General features: G+C 67.9%; 22 protein-coding genes. 12 read left to right on the top strand and 10 right to left on the bottom strand.

Annotated elements, in window-relative coordinates; all coding sequences use genetic code 11:
• Nucleotides 1-590: 590 nt before the first annotated feature.
• Nucleotides 591-1,493, bottom strand: a complete 903-nt coding sequence (locus B0W80_RS05520; protein WP_076998105.1) for an SDR family oxidoreductase — start codon at nt 1,491-1,493, stop codon at nt 591-593.
• Between the two features lie 111 nt (nt 1,494-1,604).
• Here B0W80_RS05520 and B0W80_RS05515 point away from each other — a divergent pair, with 111 nt between their 5' ends.
• Complete coding sequence (locus B0W80_RS05515) at nt 1,605-2,492, top strand: CaiB/BaiF CoA-transferase family protein (protein WP_076998104.1); 888 nt, start codon at nt 1,605-1,607, stop codon at nt 2,490-2,492.
• A 21-nt stretch (nt 2,493-2,513) separates the two neighbouring features.
• Here B0W80_RS05515 and B0W80_RS05510 read toward each other — a convergent pair whose 3' ends face one another.
• Complete coding sequence (locus B0W80_RS05510; protein WP_256856495.1) at nt 2,514-3,815, bottom strand: aspartate aminotransferase family protein; 1,302 nt, start codon at nt 3,813-3,815, stop codon at nt 2,514-2,516.
• Nucleotides 3,816-3,937: 122 nt separating this feature from the next.
• Between B0W80_RS05510 and B0W80_RS05505 the strand changes: the two genes are divergently transcribed.
• The 6 genes from B0W80_RS05505 to B0W80_RS05480 all read left to right on the top strand — a co-directional run bounded on the left by B0W80_RS05505 (nt 3,938) and on the right by B0W80_RS05480 (nt 10,060).
• Nucleotides 3,938-4,666 (top strand): Crp/Fnr family transcriptional regulator, encoded by a 729-nt coding sequence (locus B0W80_RS05505; protein WP_076998103.1) that lies wholly within the window; start codon nt 3,938-3,940, stop codon nt 4,664-4,666.
• A 94-nt stretch (nt 4,667-4,760) separates the two neighbouring features.
• The gene (locus tag B0W80_RS05500) at nt 4,761-5,624 is read left to right on the top strand and encodes an MOSC domain-containing protein (protein WP_076998102.1); all 864 of its coding nucleotides are present in this window, start codon (nt 4,761-4,763) and stop codon (nt 5,622-5,624) included.
• A 41-nt stretch (nt 5,625-5,665) separates the two neighbouring features.
• A complete protein-coding gene (locus B0W80_RS05495; protein WP_179106839.1) occupies nt 5,666-6,583 on the top strand; it encodes a PDR/VanB family oxidoreductase in 918 nt (305 codons plus the stop codon).
• Nucleotides 6,584-6,616: 33 nt separating this feature from the next.
• Nucleotides 6,617-7,654 (top strand): tripartite tricarboxylate transporter substrate binding protein, encoded by a 1,038-nt coding sequence (locus B0W80_RS05490; protein ID WP_083745192.1) that lies wholly within the window; start codon nt 6,617-6,619, stop codon nt 7,652-7,654.
• 34 nt (nt 7,655-7,688) lie between these two features.
• Nucleotides 7,689-8,090: a RidA family protein gene (locus tag B0W80_RS05485; RefSeq protein ID WP_076998100.1), complete on the top strand. Its 402-nt coding sequence runs from the start codon at nt 7,689-7,691 to the stop codon at nt 8,088-8,090.
• The gene (locus tag B0W80_RS05480; RefSeq protein WP_076998099.1) at nt 8,087-10,060 is read left to right on the top strand and encodes an acetoacetate--CoA ligase; all 1,974 of its coding nucleotides are present in this window, start codon (nt 8,087-8,089) and stop codon (nt 10,058-10,060) included. The genes B0W80_RS05485 and B0W80_RS05480 overlap by 4 nt, the downstream gene beginning before the upstream one ends.
• A gap of 5 nt (nt 10,061-10,065) precedes the next feature.
• Here B0W80_RS05480 and B0W80_RS05475 read toward each other — a convergent pair whose 3' ends face one another.
• Complete coding sequence (locus B0W80_RS05475) at nt 10,066-10,806, bottom strand: TetR/AcrR family transcriptional regulator (RefSeq protein WP_076998098.1); 741 nt, start codon at nt 10,804-10,806, stop codon at nt 10,066-10,068.
• Nucleotides 10,807-10,853: 47 nt separating this feature from the next.
• Nucleotides 10,854-11,840: a tripartite tricarboxylate transporter substrate binding protein gene (locus B0W80_RS05470; RefSeq protein WP_076998097.1), complete on the bottom strand. Its 987-nt coding sequence runs from the start codon at nt 11,838-11,840 to the stop codon at nt 10,854-10,856.
• A 108-nt stretch (nt 11,841-11,948) separates the two neighbouring features.
• Between B0W80_RS05470 and B0W80_RS05465 the strand changes: the two genes are divergently transcribed.
• Both B0W80_RS05465 and B0W80_RS05460 read left to right on the top strand, forming a co-directional pair.
• Entirely contained in the window at nt 11,949-12,440 is a 492-nt protein-coding gene (locus B0W80_RS05465) for a pyridoxamine 5'-phosphate oxidase family protein (RefSeq protein ID WP_076998153.1), read from the top strand.
• Nucleotides 12,437-13,783 carry a GAF domain-containing protein gene (locus tag B0W80_RS05460; protein WP_076998096.1) on the top strand — a complete coding sequence of 449 codons (1,347 nt, stop codon included), beginning with the start codon at nt 12,437-12,439 and terminating at the stop codon, nt 13,781-13,783. The genes B0W80_RS05465 and B0W80_RS05460 overlap by 4 nt, the downstream gene beginning before the upstream one ends.
• On the opposite strand, the gene B0W80_RS05455 is transcribed toward B0W80_RS05460, so the two are convergent.
• The 3 genes from B0W80_RS05455 to B0W80_RS05445 all read right to left on the bottom strand — a co-directional run bounded on the left by B0W80_RS05455 (nt 13,780) and on the right by B0W80_RS05445 (nt 16,229).
• The gene (locus B0W80_RS05455) at nt 13,780-14,493 is read right to left on the bottom strand and encodes a hemerythrin domain-containing protein (RefSeq protein WP_076998095.1); all 714 of its coding nucleotides are present in this window, start codon (nt 14,491-14,493) and stop codon (nt 13,780-13,782) included. The genes B0W80_RS05460 and B0W80_RS05455 overlap by 4 nt on opposite strands.
• 165 nt (nt 14,494-14,658) lie before the next feature.
• Nucleotides 14,659-15,186: a 2-oxo-4-hydroxy-4-carboxy-5-ureidoimidazoline decarboxylase gene (uraD, locus tag B0W80_RS05450; RefSeq protein ID WP_076998094.1), complete on the bottom strand. Its 528-nt coding sequence runs from the start codon at nt 15,184-15,186 to the stop codon at nt 14,659-14,661.
• 104 nt (nt 15,187-15,290) lie between these two features.
• Nucleotides 15,291-16,229, bottom strand: coding sequence for a LysR family transcriptional regulator (locus B0W80_RS05445; RefSeq protein WP_076998093.1), 939 nt, complete (start codon nt 16,227-16,229; stop codon nt 15,291-15,293).
• 146 nt (nt 16,230-16,375) lie between these two features.
• On the opposite strand from B0W80_RS05445, the gene B0W80_RS05440 reads away from it, so the two are divergent.
• Complete coding sequence (locus B0W80_RS05440) at nt 16,376-17,755, top strand: MFS transporter (RefSeq protein ID WP_076998092.1); 1,380 nt, start codon at nt 16,376-16,378, stop codon at nt 17,753-17,755.
• On the top strand, nt 17,752-18,228 hold the full coding sequence (locus B0W80_RS05435; protein WP_076998091.1) for a nucleoside deaminase: 477 nt from the start codon (nt 17,752-17,754) through the stop codon (nt 18,226-18,228). Before B0W80_RS05440 ends, B0W80_RS05435 begins: the two co-directional genes overlap by 4 nt.
• Before the next feature lie 12 nt (nt 18,229-18,240).
• Here the strand turns inward: B0W80_RS05435 and B0W80_RS05430 are convergent, their stop codons facing one another.
• Entirely contained in the window at nt 18,241-18,975 is a 735-nt protein-coding gene (locus tag B0W80_RS05430; RefSeq protein WP_256856494.1) for a hypothetical protein, read from the bottom strand.
• A 253-nt stretch (nt 18,976-19,228) separates the two neighbouring features.
• A complete protein-coding gene (locus tag B0W80_RS05425; RefSeq protein ID WP_076998089.1) occupies nt 19,229-21,550 on the bottom strand; it encodes a YgiQ family radical SAM protein in 2,322 nt (773 codons plus the stop codon).
• A 187-nt stretch (nt 21,551-21,737) separates the two neighbouring features.
• On the opposite strand from B0W80_RS05425, the gene B0W80_RS05420 reads away from it, so the two are divergent.
• On the top strand, nt 21,738-22,685 hold the full coding sequence (locus B0W80_RS05420; protein ID WP_373038238.1) for a GNAT family N-acetyltransferase: 948 nt from the start codon (nt 21,738-21,740) through the stop codon (nt 22,683-22,685).
• Between the two features lie 15 nt (nt 22,686-22,700).
• On the opposite strand, the gene B0W80_RS05415 is transcribed toward B0W80_RS05420, so the two are convergent.
• Nucleotides 22,701-23,483 (bottom strand): 3-hydroxybutyrate dehydrogenase, encoded by a 783-nt coding sequence (locus B0W80_RS05415; protein WP_076998087.1) that lies wholly within the window; start codon nt 23,481-23,483, stop codon nt 22,701-22,703.
• Between the last annotated feature and the right edge of the window lie 117 nt (nt 23,484-23,600).

Here is a 23,600-nt window from a genome sequence, read left to right as displayed (position 1 = left end):
AATTTTTTTGCGCATCAATGACGCGGATGCTCCGACGCCAAAGCGGTTGCAAATTGCCGTAGGCAGACGCCGTCGTGTCCGTTCGATAGGGCTATCAGTTCTCCGTGGCCAAGGATCAATCTGCGGTAAGGGAAGAACGCTTTGAGCGGTCCTTCGACCCGTGGCAAGAACTCTTCATTTGAACGCGGGAGACGCGCGAAGGCATCACGCCACGAACGCAAGCCGGCATCGTTCGAACGCTGCATCGCTGATGCATTGATCACGCTCGAGTTGGATGCGACTCTGCATTCATCTGACGACGGGCGACACCAAGCGTCGACACGCTCATCAGGCGTGGATATGCCTGAATCCGAGGCAGATGCGGCCTGCCTCGCATAGAACTTTCTCAATTTTTCTGCTCTTGCGAACTCTGGGGCCGTGACCTTAGCCGCCCCCAAAACCTAGTCGCGTCAAAAAGCAGAAATAATCAGAATTCAACGCAAGCTGCCACGAGCGCGCCGAGCTGCGTTCGAACGCCGATAACTCTGATGGAAGCCTCTAAACATCAAGACGAATCAGATGCGAGACGAACGGCGCCCCTCCCTTGCGCTTCACCTCTGCTCCTTATCCTTCCTGTTCTGCGCCTCGATCCGCTCCCTCGCCTCCACCCACTGCGCATCGCTCCACTCCCGCAACTCATAAAAGTTGCCCCCCGTCGCCAGCGCCTGACCGCCGTCCATCATGATGCTCTGCCCCGTCAGCCAGTCGCACTGGCCCGGCGCCATCAAGAACGCGGCCAGGTTCTGCAGTTCGCTCATCTCGCCGGTGCGCGCCATCGGGTTGCTCGCCTTGCTGCGGGCACCGGGTTCCTCGCCGGGGTTGAGGCGCTTGCTCATGCCCTCGGTCGGGATCTCGCCCGGCCCGATGGCGTTGAGCCGGATGCCGTAGCGCGCCCATTCGATGGCCAGCGACCGGGTCATCACTTCGACGCCGGCCTTGCTCATGGCCGAGGGCACGACGTAGGGGCCGCCGTTGTCGACCCAGGTGACGATGATGCTCATCACGCTGCGGTAGGGGTCGCCGGCCTTCCACTGGCCGGCCTTGGCCTCGGCGATCCAGCGCTTGCCCACCGCCTGCGTCACGTAGAAGCTGCCGTGAAAGACGATGTTGGCGATGGCATCGAAGGCGCGCGACGACAGGCTCTCGGTCGGCGCGACGAAGTTGCCGGCGGCGTTGTTGATCAGGCCGGTCAGCCCGCCGCCCTGCCACAGCGCATCGATCATCTGTTCCACGCTCTGCGCGTCGCGGATGTCGACGCCGAAGGCGTCGATGCGCCGGCCGGGAAATTGCTCGCGCCATTGCGCAGCGGTCTCTTCCACCACCGGCTGGCGGCGGCCGCAGATCGCGACGTCCGCGCCCAGGCCGAGGAAGCGCTCGGCCATCGCCTTGCCCAGGCCGGTGCCGCCGCCGGTCACGAGGATGCGCCGGCCGGCCATCAGGTCGCTCTGATACATGGATGTCTCCTTGGGTCGGGTTGGGGAACGGATGCAAGCGCATCGTAGAACGGGCAGCCCGAGCCGGTAAGCTCCCAAGGTGACAGTCCGTTGCGACCGAGGAGACGCCCGATGCCCCCTGCTTCCACCGAAACCACGTTCGCCTTCGCGCCCCTGGCCGGCGTGCGCGTGCTGAGCCTCGCGCTCAACCTGCCCGGCCCGGCGGCCTTGTTGCGCTGCCGCACGATGGGCGCGCACTGCCTGAAGTTCGAGCCGCCGGCCGGCGACCCGATGGCGCACTACAACCGCGACGCCTACGCCGCCCTGCATGAGGGCGTGGAGGTCCACACCGCCGATCTGAAGACGGAGGAAGACCGCGAGCAACTGCACCGTGCGCTGGCACAGACCGACGTGCTGCTGACTTCCTTCCGGCCTTCGGCGCTGGCCAAGCTGGGCCTGGGCTGGGAGCCGCTTCATGAACGCCACCCGGCACTGTCGCAAGTCGCCATCGTCGGCGCGCCCGGCGCACGCGCCGAGGAGCCAGGACATGACCTGACCTACCTGGCCGAATATGGCCTGGTCAACGGCACCGAACTGCCGCCGACATTGTTCGCCGACATGGGCGGGGCGCTGCTGGCCACCGAAGCCGTGCTACAGGCGGTGCTTCACAAGCGCACCGGCGCCGGCACGGGCGCCGGCGTCTACCTCGAAGTCGCGCTCAATGCAGCTGCCGACTGGCTGGCCCTGCCGCGGCAATGGGGGCTGACGCAAGTCCACGGCGCCGTGGGCGGGGCCCATGCGGGCTACCGCGTTTATCCCTGCGCCGACGGCCGGGTGGCGGTGGCGGCGCTCGAGCCGCACTTTGCCGCGCGCCTGTGCGACGCCGCCGGGCTGGGCACGCAGGACATGATGGCGCCTTCCACGCGCGACGCCATCGCCGCGTGGTTGCACACCCGCACACGCGCCGAGTTAGACGCGCTGGCGCGCGAGCGAGACCTGCCGCTGCTCACACTCGCGTGATCCCCGCGCGGGTCTCGGCGTTCAGCCCAGCAGCGGCCCGCACTTGTCGGCGAAGTTGTCGAAAGCCTCGGCAAACCGGTCGATGTCGGCCAGCGTGGTCGGCAGCGAAAGCACCACGAAGCCGCGGCGCGCGACATAGATGCCCTGTTCGAGCATCGAGAAGAAGAAGAGATCGCGAAACCGGGTGTCGCAACTCCGAAGATCCGCGGTCGACCTGATCGCATTGCCGGTCGGATGGAAGTTCATGGTCGACCCCAGCCCGCTGAACTGGAACGGCAGCCGCCTCTGCGCGCAGATGCCGTTGAGGCGATCGCGCAACGCATCGCCCTTGGCGTTCAGATCGATACAGGCGTCCGGCGTGAACACCTGTTCCAGCCCGGCGATGCCGGCGGCCATGCTCATCACGTTGTTGTTGAAGGTTCCCGCGTGCGGGAGCGCATCTTTCCTGCGCGGATCGAACAGGTCCATGATGTCGCTGCGCCCCCCGAAGGCGCCACACGACATGCCGCCGCCGATGTACTTGCCCAGGGTGGTCAGATCGGGCCGAACCGATATCTGATCCTGGCGTGCGCCAGGTGCCAGCCGCGAGGTCATCACCTCGTCGAAGGCCAGCAGCGCGCCGTGTTCGCTGCTTCGCTGGCGCAAGTGTTCGAGGTACGCCGGATCGCCCGGGATGCAGCCGGCGGCCCCCTGCATGGGCTCGACCAGCACGACGGCGATCTCCGTGCCATGGCGCTCGAACAGACGGTCGACACTGTCGATGTCGTTGTAGCGGGCCAGCAGGAAATCGTGCGGAACGTTGATCGTCGCCGGCCCCTGCGCAAAGGTGAGCACGCCGCCGTGGTAGCCGCCCTCGAAGACCATGACCATCGACCGTCGCGTGAACGCCTTTGCAACCGCCACCGCCAGAAGATTGGCTTCTGTACCCGAGTTGGTGAAGCGAATGCGCTCGAGCGACGCAATGCGGCTGCAGATGAGCGCGGCGAGGCGGCCTTCCAGTTCGTTGTGCCCCGTCAGACTCAAGCCGGCATCGATGGTGCGGTGGAGCGCGGCACGGATGACGGCGTTGGAGTGCCCGTAGAGGCCCGCGGTGTACTCCCCCAGAAAATCCACGTAGCGATGGCCATCGAGATCCCAGAGCAGCGCGTCCTCTCCACGATTCATCGCCAAGGGATAAGGCTCGTAGAACAGAACGGAGCGCGTGTTTCCCGCAGGCAGGTGACGCTGTGCGAACTCGAACTGCTTTCGGCTTTCCGGCGTGCGGTCGACATACGCGTCGATGCATTGGCCAAGGGCTCGGTCGATCCCGTCTTCGATATGCACGGCACGACTCCACGTTGTTCGGCGATGGCCGGATGATACGCATTCGATGTACGCTGTACAAGCACTAACTGTACACCGTACATTCAACCGGAGGCCACCATTTCGCGCATCAGGAGCGGTACATGCGAGCTTTGAAGCGAGTTCCCCCCGGCAACCCGACGAGCCTGCAAGGCTTTCTGGACCAGACGGCCTGGTATCGAGCCATCGATGGCGAACGACGGCGCTGGGTCGCCTCGCGCATGACCGAGCGGCGCCTGGCGCCGGGTCAGTACCTGGCCCGCGGCGGCGAGGTCGCCACGCACGCCTACTCGGTGCTGGAGGGCTTGCTCAAGTGGTCGCTCTGCAACCGCGACGGCCGCGAGGTCACGCTCTCGAGCCTCGGCGTCGACGCCTGGTTCGGCCACGGCACGCTGCTCGGCCGGTTTCCCCGGCACGGCGACATCGTCGCGCTGCGCGAGAGCCGCGTGAGCTGCATGCCGCAAGATGTCTTCGACTGGCTGCTGCAAGAGAGCCTGCCCTTCAACGCCGCCCTGCTGCGCAACATCAACCATCGGCTTCAGTGGTTCATCGGCAGCTTCTCGGCGCGGACCACGATGCCGGTGGACGACCAGGTGGCGCGGGCGCTGGCCGGCATGTTCCATCCGGACCTCAATCCGGGTGCGTCGCGCGCGCTGCATGTCTCCCAGGAGGAACTCGCGAGCCTCACCGGATTCTCCAGGCAGCGCTGCAACCGCGCATTGGCGCGCCTGCGCGCAGCCGGCGTCATTGCGACGGAGTACGGCGCCATCACGGTGCTCGACACCGCCCGTCTGCGTGCCATCGGCACGAACGGTTGGCCCGACGTCGGATGAACCGGCGGCCAACTGTCGTTGCGATGACAGATGGCGATGACGGCGCCGACGACGATCGCGGGCATCGACAACGTACTGCCAGCAGGAATCGCACTTGTCCGCCATCGCCTCACTGTTTCGCTATCCCGTCAAGGGCTTCTCGGGCGAGTCGCTCGACGCGGTCGAGCTCGTTCCTGGACAGGGCTTTCCGCTCGACCGCGAATTCGCCGTCACCGACGGCACCTGGCGCTACGACGACAACACCTACAAGCCCAGGGCGAAGATGGAATTCATCGCGCTGCTGGCGCACAGCGGGCTATCGAGGTTGAACCTGCGCATGGACGAAGCGTCCGGTTCGTTGACTTGCGCTGCCCCGGGTGGGCGCGCGGTGACCGTGCGACTCGACGACCCGCAAAGCGTGGAAGGCTTCATCGACTTCGTGATCGACCACTTGCAGCTGGTGCCGCAGGGACGGCCTCGGCTCGTGCGCGGCCGTCGCAACATCTTCACCGACATGGCCATGGTCGACGCCGGGCTGCATTCGACCGTGTCCGTCATCAACCTGGCCACCGTGCGCGACCTGGCCGGGCGCATGAAGCGCGACGCGCTGGACCCGAGGCGCTTTCGCGCCAACGTCTACATCGACGGCGTCGAGCCGTGGGACGAGCTGCGCTGGGTGGGCCGGTCCATGCGACTGGGTGGCGCCGTGGGGCACGTCATCATGCCCACGCGCCGCTGCGCGATCACGATGATCGATCCGGCGTCGGGCACGAAGGATGCCGGCATTCCGCAAGCACTCGTCAAGAACTTCGGCCACCAGGACCTGGGCGTGATGATCGACGTGGTCGTGGGCGGACCGGTGCGGCCGGGCGATGCCGTGGAGGTTTTCGACGGCTCGATTCACGACACCCACGAATTCGTCAACCTGAGCTGGAACGGCCTGGACATCCCGGTGTATGCCCGAAGGGGGTCGCCATGAAGCTCGTGGTGACCGAAGTCCGGCGCGAGACGACGCGGGTGATGCGCTACGTGCTGCGCCCCGCCGGGGGCGGCGTGCTCCCGTCATTCGAACCGGGTGCCCACGTCGTGCTGCATCTGCCGCTCGGCGATGGCGCGGTCGTTGCGCGTTCCTATTCGCTGCTCAACGCGCCCGAACCCGGGCGGGCGGTGCCGAGCTACGACATCGGCGTGCTGCTCCACCCGCGAAGCCGGGGCGGTTCCTCCCATCTGCACGCCCACGTGCGAGCGGGCAGCATCGTGGAATGCGAGCCTCCACGCAATGCCTTCGCGCTCGTCCCGCATGCCGGGGCGCACGTGCTGGTTGCCGGTGGGATCGGCATCACGCCGCTGCTCTGCATGGCGGAGCGGCTTGCCCGCGAGCACGCAGACGCCGTGCTGCACTACTTCTGCCACGACGCCGAGCAGGCCGCGTTCCTGGCCGATCTGGAGGCGCTGCCGGGCGTGGCGGTGCACACGCATTTCGGGCTGTCGCGCGACGACATCGAGCGCCGGCTCGCGGGCATCGCCATGCGAACGCCGGGCATTTCGAACTTCTACGTTTGCGGGCCCGCGGGCTTCATCGACGCGATGCGCCGGCATGCGGCCGACGCCGGCCATGCGCCGTCGTACGTGCACTTCGAACGGTTCGAAGCGGCCGCGACCGAGGACGCAGGCGCCTTCGAGGTCCGGCTCGACGTCAGCGGCCTGACGCTGCGGGTGCCGCCGCACCAGAGCTTGCTTGATGCGCTGCTCGCGGCCGGGGCTGCCGTCCGTGCCGATTGCCGCGCCGGCAACTGCGGCGCCTGCCTGGTCACGGTGCAGCAGGGCGAGATCGATCATCGCGACGACTTCCTGCTGGACGAAGACCGCGCCGAGGGCCGACTCATGTGCGCCTGCGTTTCACGCAGCAAGAGCCCGCTGCTGGTGCTGCAACTTTGATCCGCCCCCTTCTCATTTCACTGGAGCATTTCCATGCAGTCTGACGATCGATTCGCGCCTTCTCGCCGGCGCCTGGTGCTGGTGTTGGCAAGCCTGCTGCTGGGCGCGCAGGCACCGGTGTCCGCACAGGTGTCCGCACAGGTGTCCGCACAGGTGTCCGCACAGGATTCATCGCCGAGCTACCCGGTGCGCCCAGTGCGGCTGCTCGTGGGCTACCCGGCGGGCGGCGGGGCCGATGGCATCGCGCGCGCCGTGGCCCACCGGCTGCAGGCAAGCCTGGGGCAGCCGGTCGTCGTCGACAACAAGCCCGGCGCCTCCACGCTCATCGCCACCCACGAGCTGATGCGGGCGGCTCCGGACGGCTACACCCTGATGCTGCAGAGCTCGGACCTCACCATCGGCAGCGCGATGCGGCGCAAGTCCCCCTGGTCGCTGCAAGCCGACTTCAGCTACGTGTCGACCGTCGCTCTCAACCCGCTGGTCTTCGTCGCCAACAACGCCGTCGCGGCCAGGACGCTCGGCGAGTTCGTCGACCACGCGCGCAGCAAGGGCAAAGACATCAACTACGGCTCCGCCGGCGTCGGCTCGGCGCTGCACTTGGGAACGGCCGAGCTCGAAGCGCAGACCGGCATCTCGATGACGCACGTTCCCTATCGCGGCGGCGCACCGCTGCTGCAAGACCTGATGTCGGGCCAGATCGCCTTCGGCACGCTGACCGCCGTCAGCGTGGTGGGCCGCGAGGGCCGCATCCATGCGCTGGCGCAGACCGGTGCGACTCGCCATCCGCTGCTTCCCCAGGTGCCCACGACTGCCGAAGCGGGCTTTCCCAAGCTCACGCCGACTTCGTACTTCGTGCTCATCGGGCCGGCGCGGCTGCCCGCCGACGTCGTCGATCGCCTCAAGCGCGAACTGGCCGGCATCACGGCGAGCCCCGAGTACCGCAAAGACCTGACAGCCGCGGGCGCGGAGCCGCACTACCTCACCGGCACCGCCCTTCGCAGCTACATGGACGCCGACCTCAAGAACTGGCAGGCGCTCGCCCGTACGGCCAATATCGTGCTGGAAGATTGAGTCGAGCCCACCGCACCCCAGGCAGCAGACTCGCATGAACCACGCACAAGCCATCGACCCGGCCGGCATCAAGCGCCCGATCGGGCCCTACTCCAACGGCCTCCTCGCGCCCCCGGGCCGGCTGCTGGCCATCGCCGGCCAGTCGGGTGTCGTAGAGGACACGACATCGCCGCCCGACGCTGCCGCACAGGCGGATGTCATCTTCCGCAACATCCGCACGATCGTCGAGGCGGCCGGCGGAAGCATGTCGGACTTGGTGTCGCTCACCATCTACCTGCGCGACGCCACCAGCTATGCGGCCGTCAACGACGCGCGCAAGCGACACCTGGCGGCGCCCTACCCCGCGAGCGCGACCGTCACGGGCATCGGCTTCCTCACGCCGGGCATGGCGGTCGAGATCTCGGCCCTGGCCGTGATCGCAGGCGCCGCGCCATGACCGTGGAAGATGCCGAAGTTCTGTGGGCGCCCGACGAGGCGCGCATCCAACGTGCCTGGCTGACGGCGTTCACCGAATGGTTGTCGAAGCGGCACGCCCGCCCGTTCGACAGCTACGAAGCCCTGTGGCAATGGTCCGTGGACCAGCCGGATCTGCTCTGGAACGCGGTGTGGGACTTCTTCGAAGTGCGCAGCGAGGGCTCGCGAGCGCCCGTTCTGGCCGACCGCAAGATGCCTGGCGCCCAGTGGTACCCCAACACGCGCCTCAACTATGCCGAGCATGCGTTCGCACGCGCCAGTTCGACGGAGCCGGCGCTCGTCGTCTGCAACGAAGTCGACGGCGCAACAGAGGTGAGCTGGCAGGACCTGCGGCGGCAGGCCGGCGCGCTGGCGCATACGCTGCGGGCACTCGGCGTGGGGCCGGGCGATCGGGTCGTGTCCTGCATGCCGAACCGGGCCGAGACGGTGGTCGCGTTCCTCGCGTGCGCCAGCCTCGGCGCCATCTGGTCCAGCTGCTCGCCCGACATGGGCACGGGCGTCGTGCTGGCGCGCTTCGGCCAGATCGAGCCCAAGGTGCTCTTCACGGTGGACAGCTACAGCTACAACGGCCGCGTGCACGATCGCAGCGCCGTCATGGCGGAGATCGCGCGGTCGCTTCTCGGCCTTCGGGCCGTGATCTGCGTCGGCGGCCCGGCGGCCGGCACGATCGACTGCGGAACGCTCGACGTGCTGGCATGGGACGACGCGACTGCCCACGAAGCCGAGCTCGTTTTCGAGCGCGTGCCGTTCTCCCACCCGTTGTGGATCGTCTACTCGTCGGGCACCACCGGGCTGCCCAAGGCCATCGTCCACAGCCACGGCGGCATTGTGCTCACGCATCTGAAGACGCTCGGCCTGCAGCACGACCTGCAGCCGCAAGACCGGCTGCTGTTCCTCGGCGGCACGGGCTGGATCGTCTGGAACCTGCAGGTCGGCGGACTGCTGGTTGGCGCGACGCTGGTGCTGTACGACGGCAACCCGGCCTGGCCGGACGCAACATCGGTCTGGCGCCTCGTCGACACGCATCGCGTGACCTTGTTCGGCTGCGGGGCCGCCTACCTGGTGCAGTGCATGAAGGCCCGGCTGCGGCCGCGCGAGTTCGCGGCGCTGCAAAGCCTGCGCGCCATCAACTCCACCGGTTCGCCGCTGCCGCCCGATGCCTATCGTTGGGTGTACGACGCCGTCAAAAGCGACGTCTGGCTCGCATCGATCAGCGGGGGCACGGACATCGCTTCGGGCTTCGTGGCGTGCGCACCCACGTTGCCGGTGGTCGCTGGCGAGCTGCAATGCAGGGAGTTGGGCGTGGCAGCCTATGCGTTCGACGACAACGGCCAGCGTGTGATCGGCGAGACCGGCGAGCTGGTCGTGACGCACCCCATTCCATCCATGCCGACGCAGTTCTGGAACGATGCCGACGGCACCCGCTACCGCGAAAGCTATTTCGCCATGTACCCGGGCATCTGGCGGCACGGCGACTGGGTCCGCTTCACGCCGGGCGGGAGCGCCGTCATTTACGGGCGCTCGGATGCCACCATCAATCGCCATGGCATCCGCATGGGCACGGCCGAGATCTACAGCGTGGTCGAAAGCTTGCCCGAGGTGGCCGACTCCCTGCTCGTCGACATGGAATACCTGGGACGGCCCTCGCTGCTTCTGCTGTTCGTCGTGCCGGCGCCGGGCCGGTCGCTCGACGAGGCGCTTGTTCAGCGCGTGCGGCAAGCCATTCGCGAGCAGGCGTCGGCCAGGCACGTGCCCGACGAGGTGCACGCCATCGAGGAGGTGCCGCGCACGCTCACGGGCAAGAAAATGGAAGTGCCCGTGCGCAAGCTGCTGCTGGGCCTGACGGCGGTCGACGTGGTGGATCGCGACACCATGGCCAATCCGCACAGCCTGGAGCCGTTCATGGCGCATGCGGCGCGGCTTTCGCGCTGAGTCGGCTACGAACCGGCGCCCTTCAGCGCGAGCCCCTGGATCATGACGTCGACCCAGAGGTCGAAGCTCGAGTCCATGGGCTTTTCGGTACCGCTGGACCAGCGCAGAACGAACGCGCGGTTCTCCAGGTTCTTCAGGTTCCTCGACAGTGCCGGGTACTCGGCGGGGGAGATCGAGGCCATTTCCTCTTGCAGGCTGCCGGCCCACGCCGCCGTGTCTTCGGGTGGCGGCGGCGCGAGCTCCAGGGTCACGAAACCGCACATCGCGGCGATGACGGTGTTGTACGCCGTGACCAGGCCGGCGCCCTTGAAGCCGGCATCTTCCAATGCCGAGACGATATATTCGAGCAGCGGGAGATCGAGCGCGCTGTTGCTGACCATCTCGGCACCGATCACGTGGGCCAGATGCGGATGCGCCTGCAGGGCCCGGCGAAAGCGGCGCAGCACGGTCCGCAGCCGTGTCTGCCAGGCGCCGTTGCGAAGGTCCGTGGCCACGTCCGACAAGGCCAGCTCCACCATGCCGGACACGAGTTCATTCCGACTCGGAACGTACCAGTAGATGCTGGTGGGGAACACGCCGAGCCGCCGCGCGAGCTCTCGCATGTTCAGCGCCGCCATGCCGGCTTCGTCGACCAGGCGAAGCGCCTCCGTGAGGATCTGGGACCGCGTCAGCCGGGTTTCACCGCGCGCACCACGCGAGGTTCGTCGTTGCGCTTCGTTGTTCTTGTCGACCTTGCTCGTAGCCATCGCGGAATTCTAGTGAGCGGCGACGCAGCCGCGCTCACCGCCCCGCGTCAAAGCTTGATGCCCGCGCCCTTCACCGTCGGACCGAGCACGCCGACCTGCTCCTTCACGAAGCCCTCGAACTGCGCGGCCGTGCCGGGCTTGGAGACGATGCCCAGCTCGACCAGCTTCTTCTGCACCTCGGGCAAGGCCAGCGATTCGTTGCTCGCGGCATTGAGTCGGCCGACCAGGTCGGCGGGCAACTTGGCCGGCCCGCTCAGGCCGAAGAAGTTCTCGAAGACCAGCTTGGGCTGCCCCAGCTCGACCATCGTCGGCACCTCGGGCATCAGCGGCGAGCGTGCGCTGCCGGTCACCGCCAGCGGCACCAACTGGCCGCTCTTGAAGAAGGGCACGTAGGCGGTGATGACGTCGATGCCCACCGGCACCACGTTGGCGATCAGGTCGGTGGTCATGGGCGCCCCGCCGCGGTACGGCACGTGCACCAGATTGGCACCGGTGATCTTGCGGATCAGCTCGCCGTGCACGTGGCCGACGGAGCCCGGGCCGCCGGAGCCGAAGTCGAGCCGGCCGTCCTTGCGTGCACGGGCTTCCAGGTCGGCGAAGCTCTTGATGCCGGATTCCTTGCTCGCCATCAGCACCAGCGGCGCCGAACCCAGGTAGGCGATGTGGGTGAAGGCGGCCACCGGGTCGTAAGGCTGCTTCTCGAGCGCGAAGGGCCCGAGCGCGATCGGCGTGGTGTTCGACAGCATCAGCGTGTAGCCGTCGGCCGGCGCCGCCGCCACCTGCGCACCGCCGATGGTGCCGCCGGCGCCCGGCTTGTTGTCCACCACCACCGGCTGGCCCAGCTTGCGCGTGAGCTGCTCGGCCAGCACCCGCGCCAGGATGTCGCTGGAGCCGCCGGCCGCGAAAGTCACGACGATCTTGACGGGCTTGTCGGGCCAGGCGGCGCGGGCTGGCAGGGCCAGGGCCGCGGCGCCGGCCGCCAGGGCTTGGAGCGCGCCGCGGCGCGTGGTGCGGGTAAAGGTGGTGTGGGTCATGTCTCCTCCGAAGCAAAAGCAATGCCGCCGCGGCGCGTGCACGTCTTTTCGGCGACTTCGAATTACGATGTGGTCTTGCCTCCCAGGCCCGTCTCTACCCCTTTCTTCATGAGTGTGCAAGCCCCGCTGCTCACGCCCGAGCACATCGCGATGATCGACAAGGGCGTCTCGGCCATCGTGGCCTCGCGCAGCGCTGCGAACCGGCCCAGCCTCATGCGCGCCGTGGGTGCGAGCATCTCGCCCGATGGCGCCGACGTCACGGTCTACCTGTCGCGCACGCAGTCGCGCCAGTTGCTGCAGGACGTGGCGGCCACCGGCGAAGTGGCGGTGGTGTTCAGCGAGCCGCTGAGCCATCGCACCGTGCAGGTCAAGGCGCAGGCGGCGCAGCTCCGCCCGGCGGGCGATGCCGATCTTCCGTTGCTGCGCCGCTACCTTGCATCGATGGAGCACGAGGTGGGCTGCGTCGGCTTCGACGCCCCGTTCGTGCGCGCCATGCTCGCCTGCCCGCTCGAGGACATGATGGCCGTCAGCTTCCGGCCCTCGCAGGCCTTCGACCAGACGCCCGGGCCGCGCGCCGGCAGCCCCTTGCCGGCCCGATGAACGCCGCCCCCGCCCTGCCCGCCATCCGTGCCTGCTTCGAGGGTGCGATCCCCGGCATGATGGCGACCTGCAGCGCGGACGGCACGCCGAACGTGGCCTACATCTCGCAGGTCTACTACGTGGACGAGCGCCACATCGCGCTGTCGTTCCAGTTCTTCAACAAGACGCGCCAGAACATCCTGGCCAACCCGCACGGCACCGTGCTGGTGATGGACCCCGTCACCGCGGCCTTCTACCGCCTGCAGATCCGGTACCTGCGCACCGAAACCGAGGGCGCGCTCTTCGAGGGCATGAAGGCGCAGCTGGCGGGCATCGCATCGCATTCGGGCATGGCCGGCGTGTTCCGCCTGCTCGGCTCCGACGTGTACGAGGTGGAGCACGTCGAGCCCTTGGAGGGCGATTGCCTGCAGGCGCCGGCACGCCCGCCGCTGCTGGCCGGCGTGCGGCGCTCGGCCGAGCGACTGGCCGCGTGCACCGCCACAGACGAGCTGCTGCAGGCCACGCTCGCGGCCTTGAGCGACCACCTGGGCGTGCGGCACGCCATGGTGCTGATGCTCGATGCGGCGGCGCAGCGCCTCTACACCGTGGCCAGCTGCGGCTACGCCACCTCCGGCGTCGGCTCGGAGATCGAGATGGGCCACGGCGTCGTCGGCACGGCCGCGCGCGAGCGCACGCCGGTGCGCATCAGCCACATGACCAACGCGGCCTCGTACAGCCACGCCGTGCGCAGCAGCCTGCGCGAGTTGCAGCCCGGCCTGGTGCTGGACACCGAGATTCCCTACCCCGGCCTGGCCGAGCCGCACAGCCAGCTGGCGGTGCCCATCGTGTCGGCCGGGCGGCTGCTGGGCGTGCTCTTCGTCGAAAGCCTGCAGGACATGCGCTTCGGCTTCGAGGACGAAGACGCGCTGGTCGCGGTGGCGGCCCACCTGGGCGCCACGCTCGACCTGCTGCAGGCCGCCGCCGAGCCCGCTGCGCCGGAAGACGCGGCGCAAAGCATCGCACCCGTGGCCGGCGGCGCCCCGCTCGCCGTGCGCCACTACCTCGCCAACAACAGCGTCTTCGTGGGCGAGCGTTACCTGATCAAGGGCGTGGCCGGCGCCATCCTGGGCAAGCTGCTGCGCGAGCACACGGGCCAGGGCCGCAACGAGTTCACCAATCGCGAACTGCGGCTGGACCCGGCCCTGCGCCTGCCCGACCTGTCGGACAACCTCGAGGCGCGGCTGGTGCTGCTGCAGCGCCGGCTCGCCGAAAACTGCGCCGACATCCGGATCGAGAAGACGGGTCGCGGGCGCTTCAAGCTGCGCACCGACCGGCCGGTGCTGCTCGAAGAAATCGCCGCCTAGACGGGCAGGCCCAGGCTGCCCGCGAGCTTGGCCCATTCGCGCTCGCGCAGGTGCGGCCGCACCACATCGAGCGCGGCGGCGAAGGCCGGCGCCGGGGCGTGCGCGCGCATCTCGGCCATCATCGCGGCCCGCTCCGTCGGGTTCATGAAGGGCACCAGCCAGCGCAGCGTGAACATCATTTCCTCGGGCGGAATCGACGCGACCAGGGCGTTGTGGATGTCCATGAGCTCCCCGTCGGTGTAGCGCGCCCACAGCACGGCGTTGTGGGCGGTTTCCTCCACGTGCATGTGCTCGAAGTTGTGGGCGATGAATAGCGACAGCCCGCGGTACAGGGCCAGTGCGCCGGCCTCGCGCGTCGCGGAGTCGCCGTTCAGCAGCGCCGTGGCCTGCGCGCACAGCGCCTCGATTTCTTCTTCGTGCTGGCCGTGCTCGTGCGCGATCTGTCCACTCGCACCCGGCGCGCGCGCCTCGATGGCGGTGTGGACGAACGTGTTTTCGTGCTGCAGGTGCGAACGGCAGAAGTCCAGCAGTTGCATCACGCGCTGCGTGGCTTGCGCCAGTTCCAGCGCATCGTCGGCATCCGCGCGGCCCAGTTCCAGCAGGGTGTCGGCCATCAACGCACGCAGCGCCTTGTGGATGCCGGCGTAGAGGTCGACGCGGGGCGCGACGGCTTGCGCCACCTGGCGCATTTCTCGGGGATCGATGTTCATGGGAGGACTTCTTTTCGCTTGTGCGGCCGGCGCACCATGCGCTGCCTGCTGGAAAGAAGTCTAGAAATCGCGGGCGCGGCGCGCCGCTAAGAATTGCTTACGCAATCCCTCACCGAACCTTAAATTTCGTGCGCGAAGCCCCGTTCGCCGCCGAAGCACGGCCGCTCAGGCAGCGAGCCGCCGCTCCAACCGCATGCGGCTGATGAACCCGATCTGCCGCAGTGCCTCGCCCAGGTCCTGCCCCGGTTCGCGCGCACCGCGGGAAGCCAGCTCCGCGAAGATGCCGGGCTTGGTGTAGTGGCGCGCGCAGGCGATGAAGGGGAAGCCGTGGCGCGTGCGGTAGGCCTTGTTCAGGCGCGCGAGGCTGTCTTCTTCGCTGGCGGACAGGGTGCCGAGGCCAGCGCTCTTCTGCTCGTCCATCGAGTCGGCGGTCATGCTGTTGGCACGCACCGCGGCGGCCGAGAGCTCGGGGTGGCCGCGCAAAAACTCGATCTGGCGGCTGCGGCCGCAGTCGAGCACCACGGCCATCATGGCGTCGTGCAGGGCCTGCACGGTGGCGAACGGCCGCGCGGCCCAGGCGGCTTCGGCCACCCAGGGCGAGTGCTCGAAGGTCTCGCCCAGGGCGGCGGTGAAGGCGGCGCGGTCCATCGCGTTGAGGGCGCGCAGGTCGAGGGTGTGGAGTTCGGTGGACATGGAGCGGCAGTGTAGGAAGGCGCTGCCGCATCCAAAAGGCGCGTGCCGTTATACGGCGCATAACAGGCCGCGTCCGTGGCCCACGCCTTGCGCCGAGGGCCGGCTCAGCCCGCCTGCAGATCCGTCAGCACCGGCGCCGCCGCCGTCAGCAGCCCGCGCAGCCACACGTGCGGGGCGGCCCGGTGCTGCGAGGCATGCCACAGCTGGTAGAAGCGCATCCGCGCGAACTCGATCGGCGATGGCACGATGGCGATCGGCAATTGCCGCGCATGGTAGGCAGCGAAATGCCGGCTGGTGGTCATGATCAGGTCGGTGCCCGGCAGCAGGCTGGGCGCGAGGCCGAAGTACGGGCACTGCACGCGCCGGTCGCGGCTCACGCGCATCGTGGCCAGCGTGGACTCGACCACGCCGCGCTGAGCGATCGAATACGGCATGGGCACCAGGTGCGGCGCCTGAAGAAAGCGCTCGACGGTCAGTTGCCCGGGCACCGCGAATGGATGGTCGTGCGCCATGATGCAGACGACCTCGTCTTCGAGCAGCGTCGACATGTGCAGGTGCTCCGGCGGCTCGGGCCAGTTGCCGATCACGATGTCGATGGTGCCGTCCTGCAGCGCCATCTCGTAGTCGTACTGCGGCCCGAGCGGCTGCGCCACCAGGCGCGCGTGGGGCGCCTGCGCGCGGAAGGCCCGCACCACCTGCGCCAGGAAGGGCGGCGCCAGGTAGTCGGGCATGGCGACGGTGAAGCTGCGCTCGGTGGTCGCGGGGTCGAAGCCGTCGCCGCTGCGCAGCAGGCCGTCGAGCAGGCCGAGCGCGGCCTGGGCCTGCGCGGCCACCGCCAGTGCCCGTGCGGTCGGCACCATGGTGTTCTTGTCGCGCACCAGCAGCGGGTCGTTGAAGACTTCGCGCAGCCGCTTGAGCGCGGCGCTGATGGCGGGCTGCGACTGGTTCATCCGGATCGCGGTGCGCGACACGCTCTGCTCCGCGATCAGCGCGCACAGCACGCGCAGCAGGTAGGTCTCGAAGGGGTCGTCGGCGCGGGACACGGTGCGGTGGGGCTCCGGATATCGACTTTGCTATGCGCCCTATTGCGCCTGCCCAGTTTCGCACAGGGCCCGGAGTGAAGACCATTGGCGCAGCCCTGCATGGCGGGCTCTCCACAACGACGGACACCAGAGACAAAGGAATCGACATGAGCACACCCTCCGCGGCGCTACCCGGCGCCACCGCCGCTCCCGACCGGGTCGACGCGACCTACAGCAAGATCTCGTGGCGCTTGCTGCCCTTCCTGGGCGCCTTGTGGGTGCTGGCCTGGCTCGACCGCGTCAACATCGGATTCGCCAAGCTGCAGATGCTGGACGACCTGCGCTTCAGCGAAGCGGTGTACGGCCTGGGCGCCGGCATCTTCTTCCTGGGCTACTTCTTCTTCGAGGTGCCCTCCAACATGCTGCTGCAGAAGATCGGCGCCAAGAAGACGGTGATGCGGATCACCATCGGCTGGGGGCTCATCTGCATGCTGCAGGCCTGGGTGACCACGCCGACGCAGTTCTACATCCTGCGCTTTCTGCTGGGTGCCTTCGAGGCCGGCTTCTACCCCGGCGTGATCCTGTACCTGACCTACTGGTATCCGTCGCAGCGCCGGGCCAAGGCCTTCGGCACCTTCATGTCGGCATCGGCCATCGCCGGCGTGCTGGGCGGCCCGCTGGCCGGCTGGATCATGAGTTCGATGGGCGGCGTGCAGGGCTGGTCGGGCTGGCAGTGGCTGTTCGTGATCGAAGGCATTCCGTCGGTGCTCGCCGGCGTCGTCGCCTACTTCTACATGACCGACAAGCCCGAACAGGCGCACTGGCTCAGCAGCGACGAGAAGCGCATCGTTCGCGACGAACTCGAGCGCGACGCCCGTGCCCAGGGCGAGCGCGGCACCGACTGGCGCCAGCTCTTCACCAACCCCAAGGTGTGGCTGCTGATCGCGATCTTCTTCTGCCTGCTGTGCGCCAATTCGACGCTGACCTTCTGGATTCCCACGGTCATCAAGGAAACCGGCTTCGTCACGCCGATGATGGTCGGCTGGATCGCCGGTGCCACCTACATCTTCGGCGCCGCCGGCATGATCCTCAACGGCCGCCATTCGGACCGCCATGGCGAGGTGCGCTGGCACTTCAGCGGCGCGGCGATCTGCGGCGCGAGCGGCATGGCGCTGCTGGCCCTGGCGCTCACCGTGCCCGGCCTGCCGCCCGTGGTGCCGCTGCTCGCGATGGGGCTGGCGCTGGTCGGCACCATGAGCGCGATTCCGGTGTTCTGGCAGCTGCCCAACATGTACCTGGCCGGCGGCGCGGCTGCGATCGGCGTGGCGCTGATCAACTCGATCTCGAACCTGGCAGGCTTCGGCGCACCCTACGTGATGGGCCTGATCAAGACCGCCACCGGCAAGGTGAGCGCCGGCTTGTACATCGTCGCGGCGATCGAGCTGCTGGCCGCCGTGCTGGTGATTGCGTATATCGCCCGCAAGAAGAGCGCGACGACCACCACGACCACGACGGCCGCAACGACCACGAAGAGAATCAAGGCATGACCACCATCGACGACACCACCGAAAAGTATCTGCTCGACGCCATCGGCCTCGCCATGGGCAACGTGCGCGATCGAAAGACGTGGCCCTTCGGCGCGGTGCTGGTGCGCGACGGCAAGGTGCTGGCCCGCAGCGTCAACGAGGTCGACGCACTGTGCGACCCCTCGGCCCATGCCGAGATGCAGGCGGTGCGTGATGCCTGCCGCGTGCAAGGCAGCACCGACCTGAGCGGCAGCACGGTCTACGCGAGCGGCTACCCCTGCCCGATGTGCCTCACGGCCATGTACCTGGCGGGCGTCAAGGAGGTCTACTACGCCTATTCCAACGAAGACGGCGCGCCCTACGACCTGTCGGCCGAACGCGGCTACGTCGAGATCGCCAGGCCCGTCGAGCAACGCGAGATGAAAATCACCAGCCTGCCCGTGCGACCCGAGGGCGAGGACCTCTACGAGGCTTGGCGCAAGGCCCAGGGCTAGCAGACCACCAGGCTAATTGGACTTCGCGCCGTCGCGTTTGCGATCGGCGCGCTTGTGCTCGAGGTAGGTCGCGAGTTCGACCTCGTGCAGCTGTTTCGGATAGCGCTCGGCTTCCTCGAACCAGCGATGCAGGCGTTTGTCGCCTCGCTCCTGCGGCGGCGCGTCGAGGCCGTCGAGGTAGGCGTCCAGAGTGAGGAAGTAGCGCATCGCGTTGCGCTCCATGAGCCCGCGCACGCCGCGGATGTATTCGGGGTCGCCGTTCGGCTTGTTGCCGACCACGGTAAAGCCCATCTTGTGGCTGCCGAAGGTCGCGAGGTAGGCCTTGGTGGCCAGCCGCGCCATCATGTTGTGGTCGTAGGCGTAGCCGAAATGCAGGAAGCTCTGGCGCTCGCCGAGCGGCATGGCCTCGAGCGTGACGCGGTAGTTGCTGGTGCCCAGCGGGCCGCTCTCGGCCGACAGCCGCACCGACAGGTAGTCGTTGCCGTTGCTGGTGATGCGATGCACGAAGGGCAGCTCGAAAGCCTGCTCCACCGGCTTGTCGTAGCGCTGCACCACGCTGAGCGTCAGCACCTCGCCCTGGCCTTGCTTGCTGACGCGGCAGCGCCGGTTGTTGATGTGCAGCAGCAGCATCTCGCACCACTGCCCGCCATTGGCCAGCGCCGTGCGCACCTCGTCGAGGGGATGGTCGACCACGGCGTAGACGTCGCCTTGAAGGCCGCCGTCGGTTTCGGTGGATTCCAGGTGCATCGGCCGCTTCAGGGGGCTCGCTGCCAACTGGCCGGCCAGCTTCTGGTGCTGCTCGCGCAGGGCCGGCGCCGAGCCGGCGTCAAGTGCGGCTGTCTGGGCTGCGACTGAACAGGCCACACAGGCAACACAGGCTGCAAGGCACAACGCCAAGCCCACGCGCAAGGCGCGGGGCAGAGAGGATGCCGACCGGCTGATCATCCCCGCACGATACAACGACTGGGCGTTTGGCCGGTCGCGATCCGCGGGTGTGGCCTCAGCGCGCCTTGCGCGAGGGCTTGACCCGGCCCGCACCGGTGTCGCGCGGCGGCAGCCCGGTGTGCTGCGTCAGGATGCGGCCCTTGGCAGGCTGCACCGGCTTCATCGCTTGCGTCGGCTTGGCAGCCAGTGGCGTCGAGTTCTTGCGCCGCGCGCTCTGGTAGCTGCCGTCGGTCATCGGCTGGTAGGTCGGAATCAGATGGTGCTTGCCGTTGCCGATCAGGTCGGCGCGGCCCATCTTCTTGAGCGCCTCGCGCAGCAGCGGCCAGTTGTTGGCGTCGTGGTAACGCAAGAAGGCCTTGTGCAGGCGGCGGCGCTTCTCGCCGCGCACGATGTCGACCGTCTCGCTGTCGCGCGTGATCTTGCGCAGCGGGTTGCGGTCGGTGTGGTACATCGCGGTCGCGGTGGCCATGGGCGACGGATAGAAGGTCTGCACCTGGTCGGCGCGAAAGCCGTTGCGCTTGAGCCAGAGCGCGAGGTTCATCATGTCCTCGTCGCTGGTGCCGGGGTGGGCGGCGATGAAGTACGGAATCAGGTACTGCTTCTTGCCCGCCTCGGCGCTGAACTTCTCGAACATCTGCTTGAAGCGGTCGTAGCTGCCGATGCCGGGCTTCATCATCTTCGTGAGCGGCCCCTGCTCGGTGTGCTCGGGCGCGATCTTGAGGTAGCCGCCGACGTGGTGCTGCACCAGTTCCTTCACGTACTCGGGCGACTGCACGGCCAGGTCGTAGCGCAGGCCGGAACCGATCAGGATCTTCTTGATGCCCTTGAGCGCGCGCGCCCGGCGGTAGATCTTGATGAGCGGATCGTGGCTGGTGTTGAGGTTCGGGCAGATGCCCGGGTACACGCAGCTGGGCTTGCGGCAGGCTGCCTCGATCTCGGGACTCTTGCAGCCGATGCGGTACATGTTGGCGGTCGGCCCGCCCAGGTCGGAGATGGTGCCGGTGAAGCCCTTCACGCTGTCGCGGATGGCCTCGACCTCCTTGATGATCGAGTCTTCCGAGCGGCTCTGGATGATGCGGCCTTCATGCTCGGTGATGGAGCAGAAGGTGCAGCCGCCGAAGCAGCCGCGCATGATGTTCACGCTGAAGCGGATCATCTCCCAGGCCGGGATCTTGGTCGCGCCGTCGTGGCTGCCGTTCTCGTCGGCATAGCGCGGATGCGGGCTGCGGGCGTAGGGCAGGTCGAACACGTGGTCCATCTCGGCCGTGGTCAGCGGAATGGGCGGCGGGTTGATCCACACGTCGCGCGCGGTCGTGCCTTCCCCATGGGCCTGCACCAGGGCGCGGGCGTTGCCGGGGTTGGTTTCGAGGTGCAGCACCCGGTTGGCGTGGGCGTAGAGCACAGGGTCGGCGCGCACTTGCTCGTAGGCCGGCAGGCGGATCACCGAGCGGTCGCGCGGCGGAGGCTTCAGCCGCACGGCCGGGTTGGGCACGAACTGCACAGGCTTCGCCGCGGCTTCGGCCTTCACTGCGACGGCCTGCGCTTCGTCTTCCTTCGCGCAGGTGGCGCCGTTGGCCTTGGCCTGCTCCGACACCATCAAGTACGGATTGACGTGCGCTTCGACGCGCCCCGGCAGGTCGACGCTGGTCGAGTCGATCTCGAACCAGCCCGCGGGCGTTTCGCGCCGCACGAAGGCCGTGCCGCGCACGTCGGTGATCTGCTGCACCGGCTCGCGCGCGGCCAGCCGGTGGGCGATTTCGACGATGGCGCGCTCGGCGTTGCCGTAGAGCAGCAGGTCGCACTTGGCGTCGACCACCACCGAACGGCGCACCTTGTCCTGCCAGTAGTCGTAGTGCGCGATGCGGCGCAGCGAGCCTTCGATGCCGCCGAGCACGATCGGCACGTCGTTCCAGGCTTCCTTGCAGCGCTGCGAGTAGACCACCGCCGCGCGGTCGGGCCGATGGCCGCCGACGTCGCCGGGCGTGTAGGCATCGTCGCTGCGGATCTTCCGGTCGGCCGTGTAGCGGTTGATCATCGAATCCATGTTGCCGGCGGTCACGCCGAAGAACAGGTTCGGCTTGCCCAGTGCCTTGAAGGGCTCGGCGCTCTGCCAGTCGGGCTGGGCGATGATGCCGACGCGAAAGCCCTGCGCCTCGAGCATGCGGCCGATCACGGCCATGCCGAAGCTGGGGTGGTCGACGTAGGCGTCGCCGGTGACGATCACGATGTCGCAGCTGTCCCAGCCCAGGGCTTCCATCTCGGCGCGCGAGGTGGGCAGGAAGCGCGCGGTGCCGAAGCGGGCCGCCCAGTACTTGCGGTAGCTGGTCAGCGGCTTGGCGGCGCGCGCGAAGAAGGAGACGTCGACGGGGGCGTTCATGTGGGGACTTTGGCGGCAGGTGCAGGCGGCAGTGCAGCGGCAATGCAGGCCGCGGTGGCCCTGTTTCGGGCAACCCGCGATTTTAGGTGCCAGGGCTTGCCCCGTCGAATCGAAGGCCATGGGCCGAACTGGCCGCGATCTCGTATTTGCTTGCCTCAGTCAATCATTTCGATTGACAATGGCAGCCATGACTGCCGTTGCCCCCTCCCCCGACGAAGTTGCCGCCGTCAAGGCCGTGCGCCGGTTCAACCGCTTCTACACCCGCCACATCGGTGCACTCGACCCCTATCTGGGCAGCGAGATGTCGCTGACCGAGGTGCGCGTGCTCTACGAACTGGCCCACCGCGAGCAGGCCGTGGCCAGCGAGATCGGCAAGGACCTGGGCCTGGACGGCGGCTACCTGAGCCGCATCCTGCGCCGCTTCGAGGCCAAGGCCTGGCTGGCGCGCGAGCCGCATCCGCGCGATGCGCGCCAGAGCCTGCTGCGTCTGACGGAGGCCGGTCACGCCGCCTTCGCGCCGCTGCAGCAGAAGTCGCGCGACGAAGCCCGCGCCCTGCTCGCGCCGCTGTCGGCACCCCGCCGGCGCCAGCTGGTCGAAGCCATGCAACAGCTCGAGACGCTGATCGAGCCCGAGCCAGGCGCTCAGTCACGCCCCCCGACCGCGGTGCTGCGCGATCCACGGCCCGGCGACATCGGCTGGGTGGTGCAACAGCACGGCGAACTCTACGCGCGCGAGTACGGCTGGAACAGCGAGTTCGAAGCACTGGTCGCCGAGATCGGCGCCGAGTTCCTGCGCAAGTTCCAGCCCGACTGGGAGCATTGCTGGATCGCCGAGCTGGGTGGCGAACGCGTGGGCGCCGTGTTCGTGGTGCGCAAGTCGGCCACCGTGGCCCAGCTGCGCATGCTGATCCTCGCCCCGCAGGCGCGCGGGTTGGGCCTGGGCGCACGGCTCACCGACGAATGCATCGCGTTCGCGCGGCGCAAGGGCTACAAGAAGATGGTGCTGTGGACCAACAGCTGCCTGACCGCCGCGCGCGGCATCTACGCGGCGCGCGGCTTCCAGCTGACGAAGTCGGAGGCCTACAAAGGCTTCGGCCAGCAGCTGGTGGGCGAGACCTGGGAGCTCAAGCTCTGACCCAGGTCCCCGCGTTTACTGCATGAACCAACCGTGGCTCACCACCAGCGACTGGCCGGTGAGCGCATTGGTCGGGAAGGCCGCGAACAGCAGCGCCACGCGCGCCACGTCGTCGGTGGTGGTGAACTCGCCGTCCACCGTCTCCTTGAGCATCACGTTCTTGATCACCTGCTCTTCGGTGATGCCCAGCGTCTTGGCTTGTTCGGGGATCTGCTTTTCGACCAGCGGCGTGCGCACGAAGCCGGGGCAGATCACGTTGGCCCGCACGCCGTGCTTCGCGCCTTCCTTGGCGACCGTCTTCGCCAGCCCGATCAGGCCGTGCTTGGCCGTGACGTAGGGCGCTTTCAGCAGCGAGGCTTCCTTGGAGTGCACCGAGCCCATGTAGATGATGCTGCCGCCGCGGCCCTGCGCGTACATGTGCTTCAGGCAGGCCTTGGTGGTGAGGAAGGCGCCGTCGAGGTGGATGGCCAGCATCTTCTTCCAGTCGGCGAAGGCGAATTCCTCGACCGGATGCACGATCTGGATGCCGGCGTTGCTGACCAGGATGTCGATGCCACCGAAAGCCTTGGCCGCCTCTTCGACCGAAGCATCGACCTGGGCTTCGTTCGTCACGTCGACCGCGACGCCGATCGCCTCGGCGCCGGTCTGGCGCAGCTCGGCGGCCGTCGCATCGGCCGCTTCCTTGTTCAGGTCGGCGATGACGAGCTTGGCGCCTTCCTGCGCGAAGAGGATGGCGATTTCCTTGCCGATGCCGCTGGCCGAGCCGGTGACGAAGGCAACCTTGTCCTTGAGTTGCATGGGATTCCTCTGGTGATGGTGAAAAAGGATGGTGGCGCCTGCAAGCGGCGTGCCCGTGACGAAGAGTGCCGCAGATTCCTTTGGGCAGCCTGACTGCGCTTCATCGGCGTTCGGCGC

The organism is Variovorax sp. KK3 (genome assembly GCF_001984055.1).
Taxonomy (GTDB): domain Bacteria; phylum Pseudomonadota; class Gammaproteobacteria; order Burkholderiales; family Burkholderiaceae_C; genus Variovorax.
Note: the sequence above shows the minus strand (reverse complement) of the source record. Positions and strands in the feature narration are given on the sequence as shown.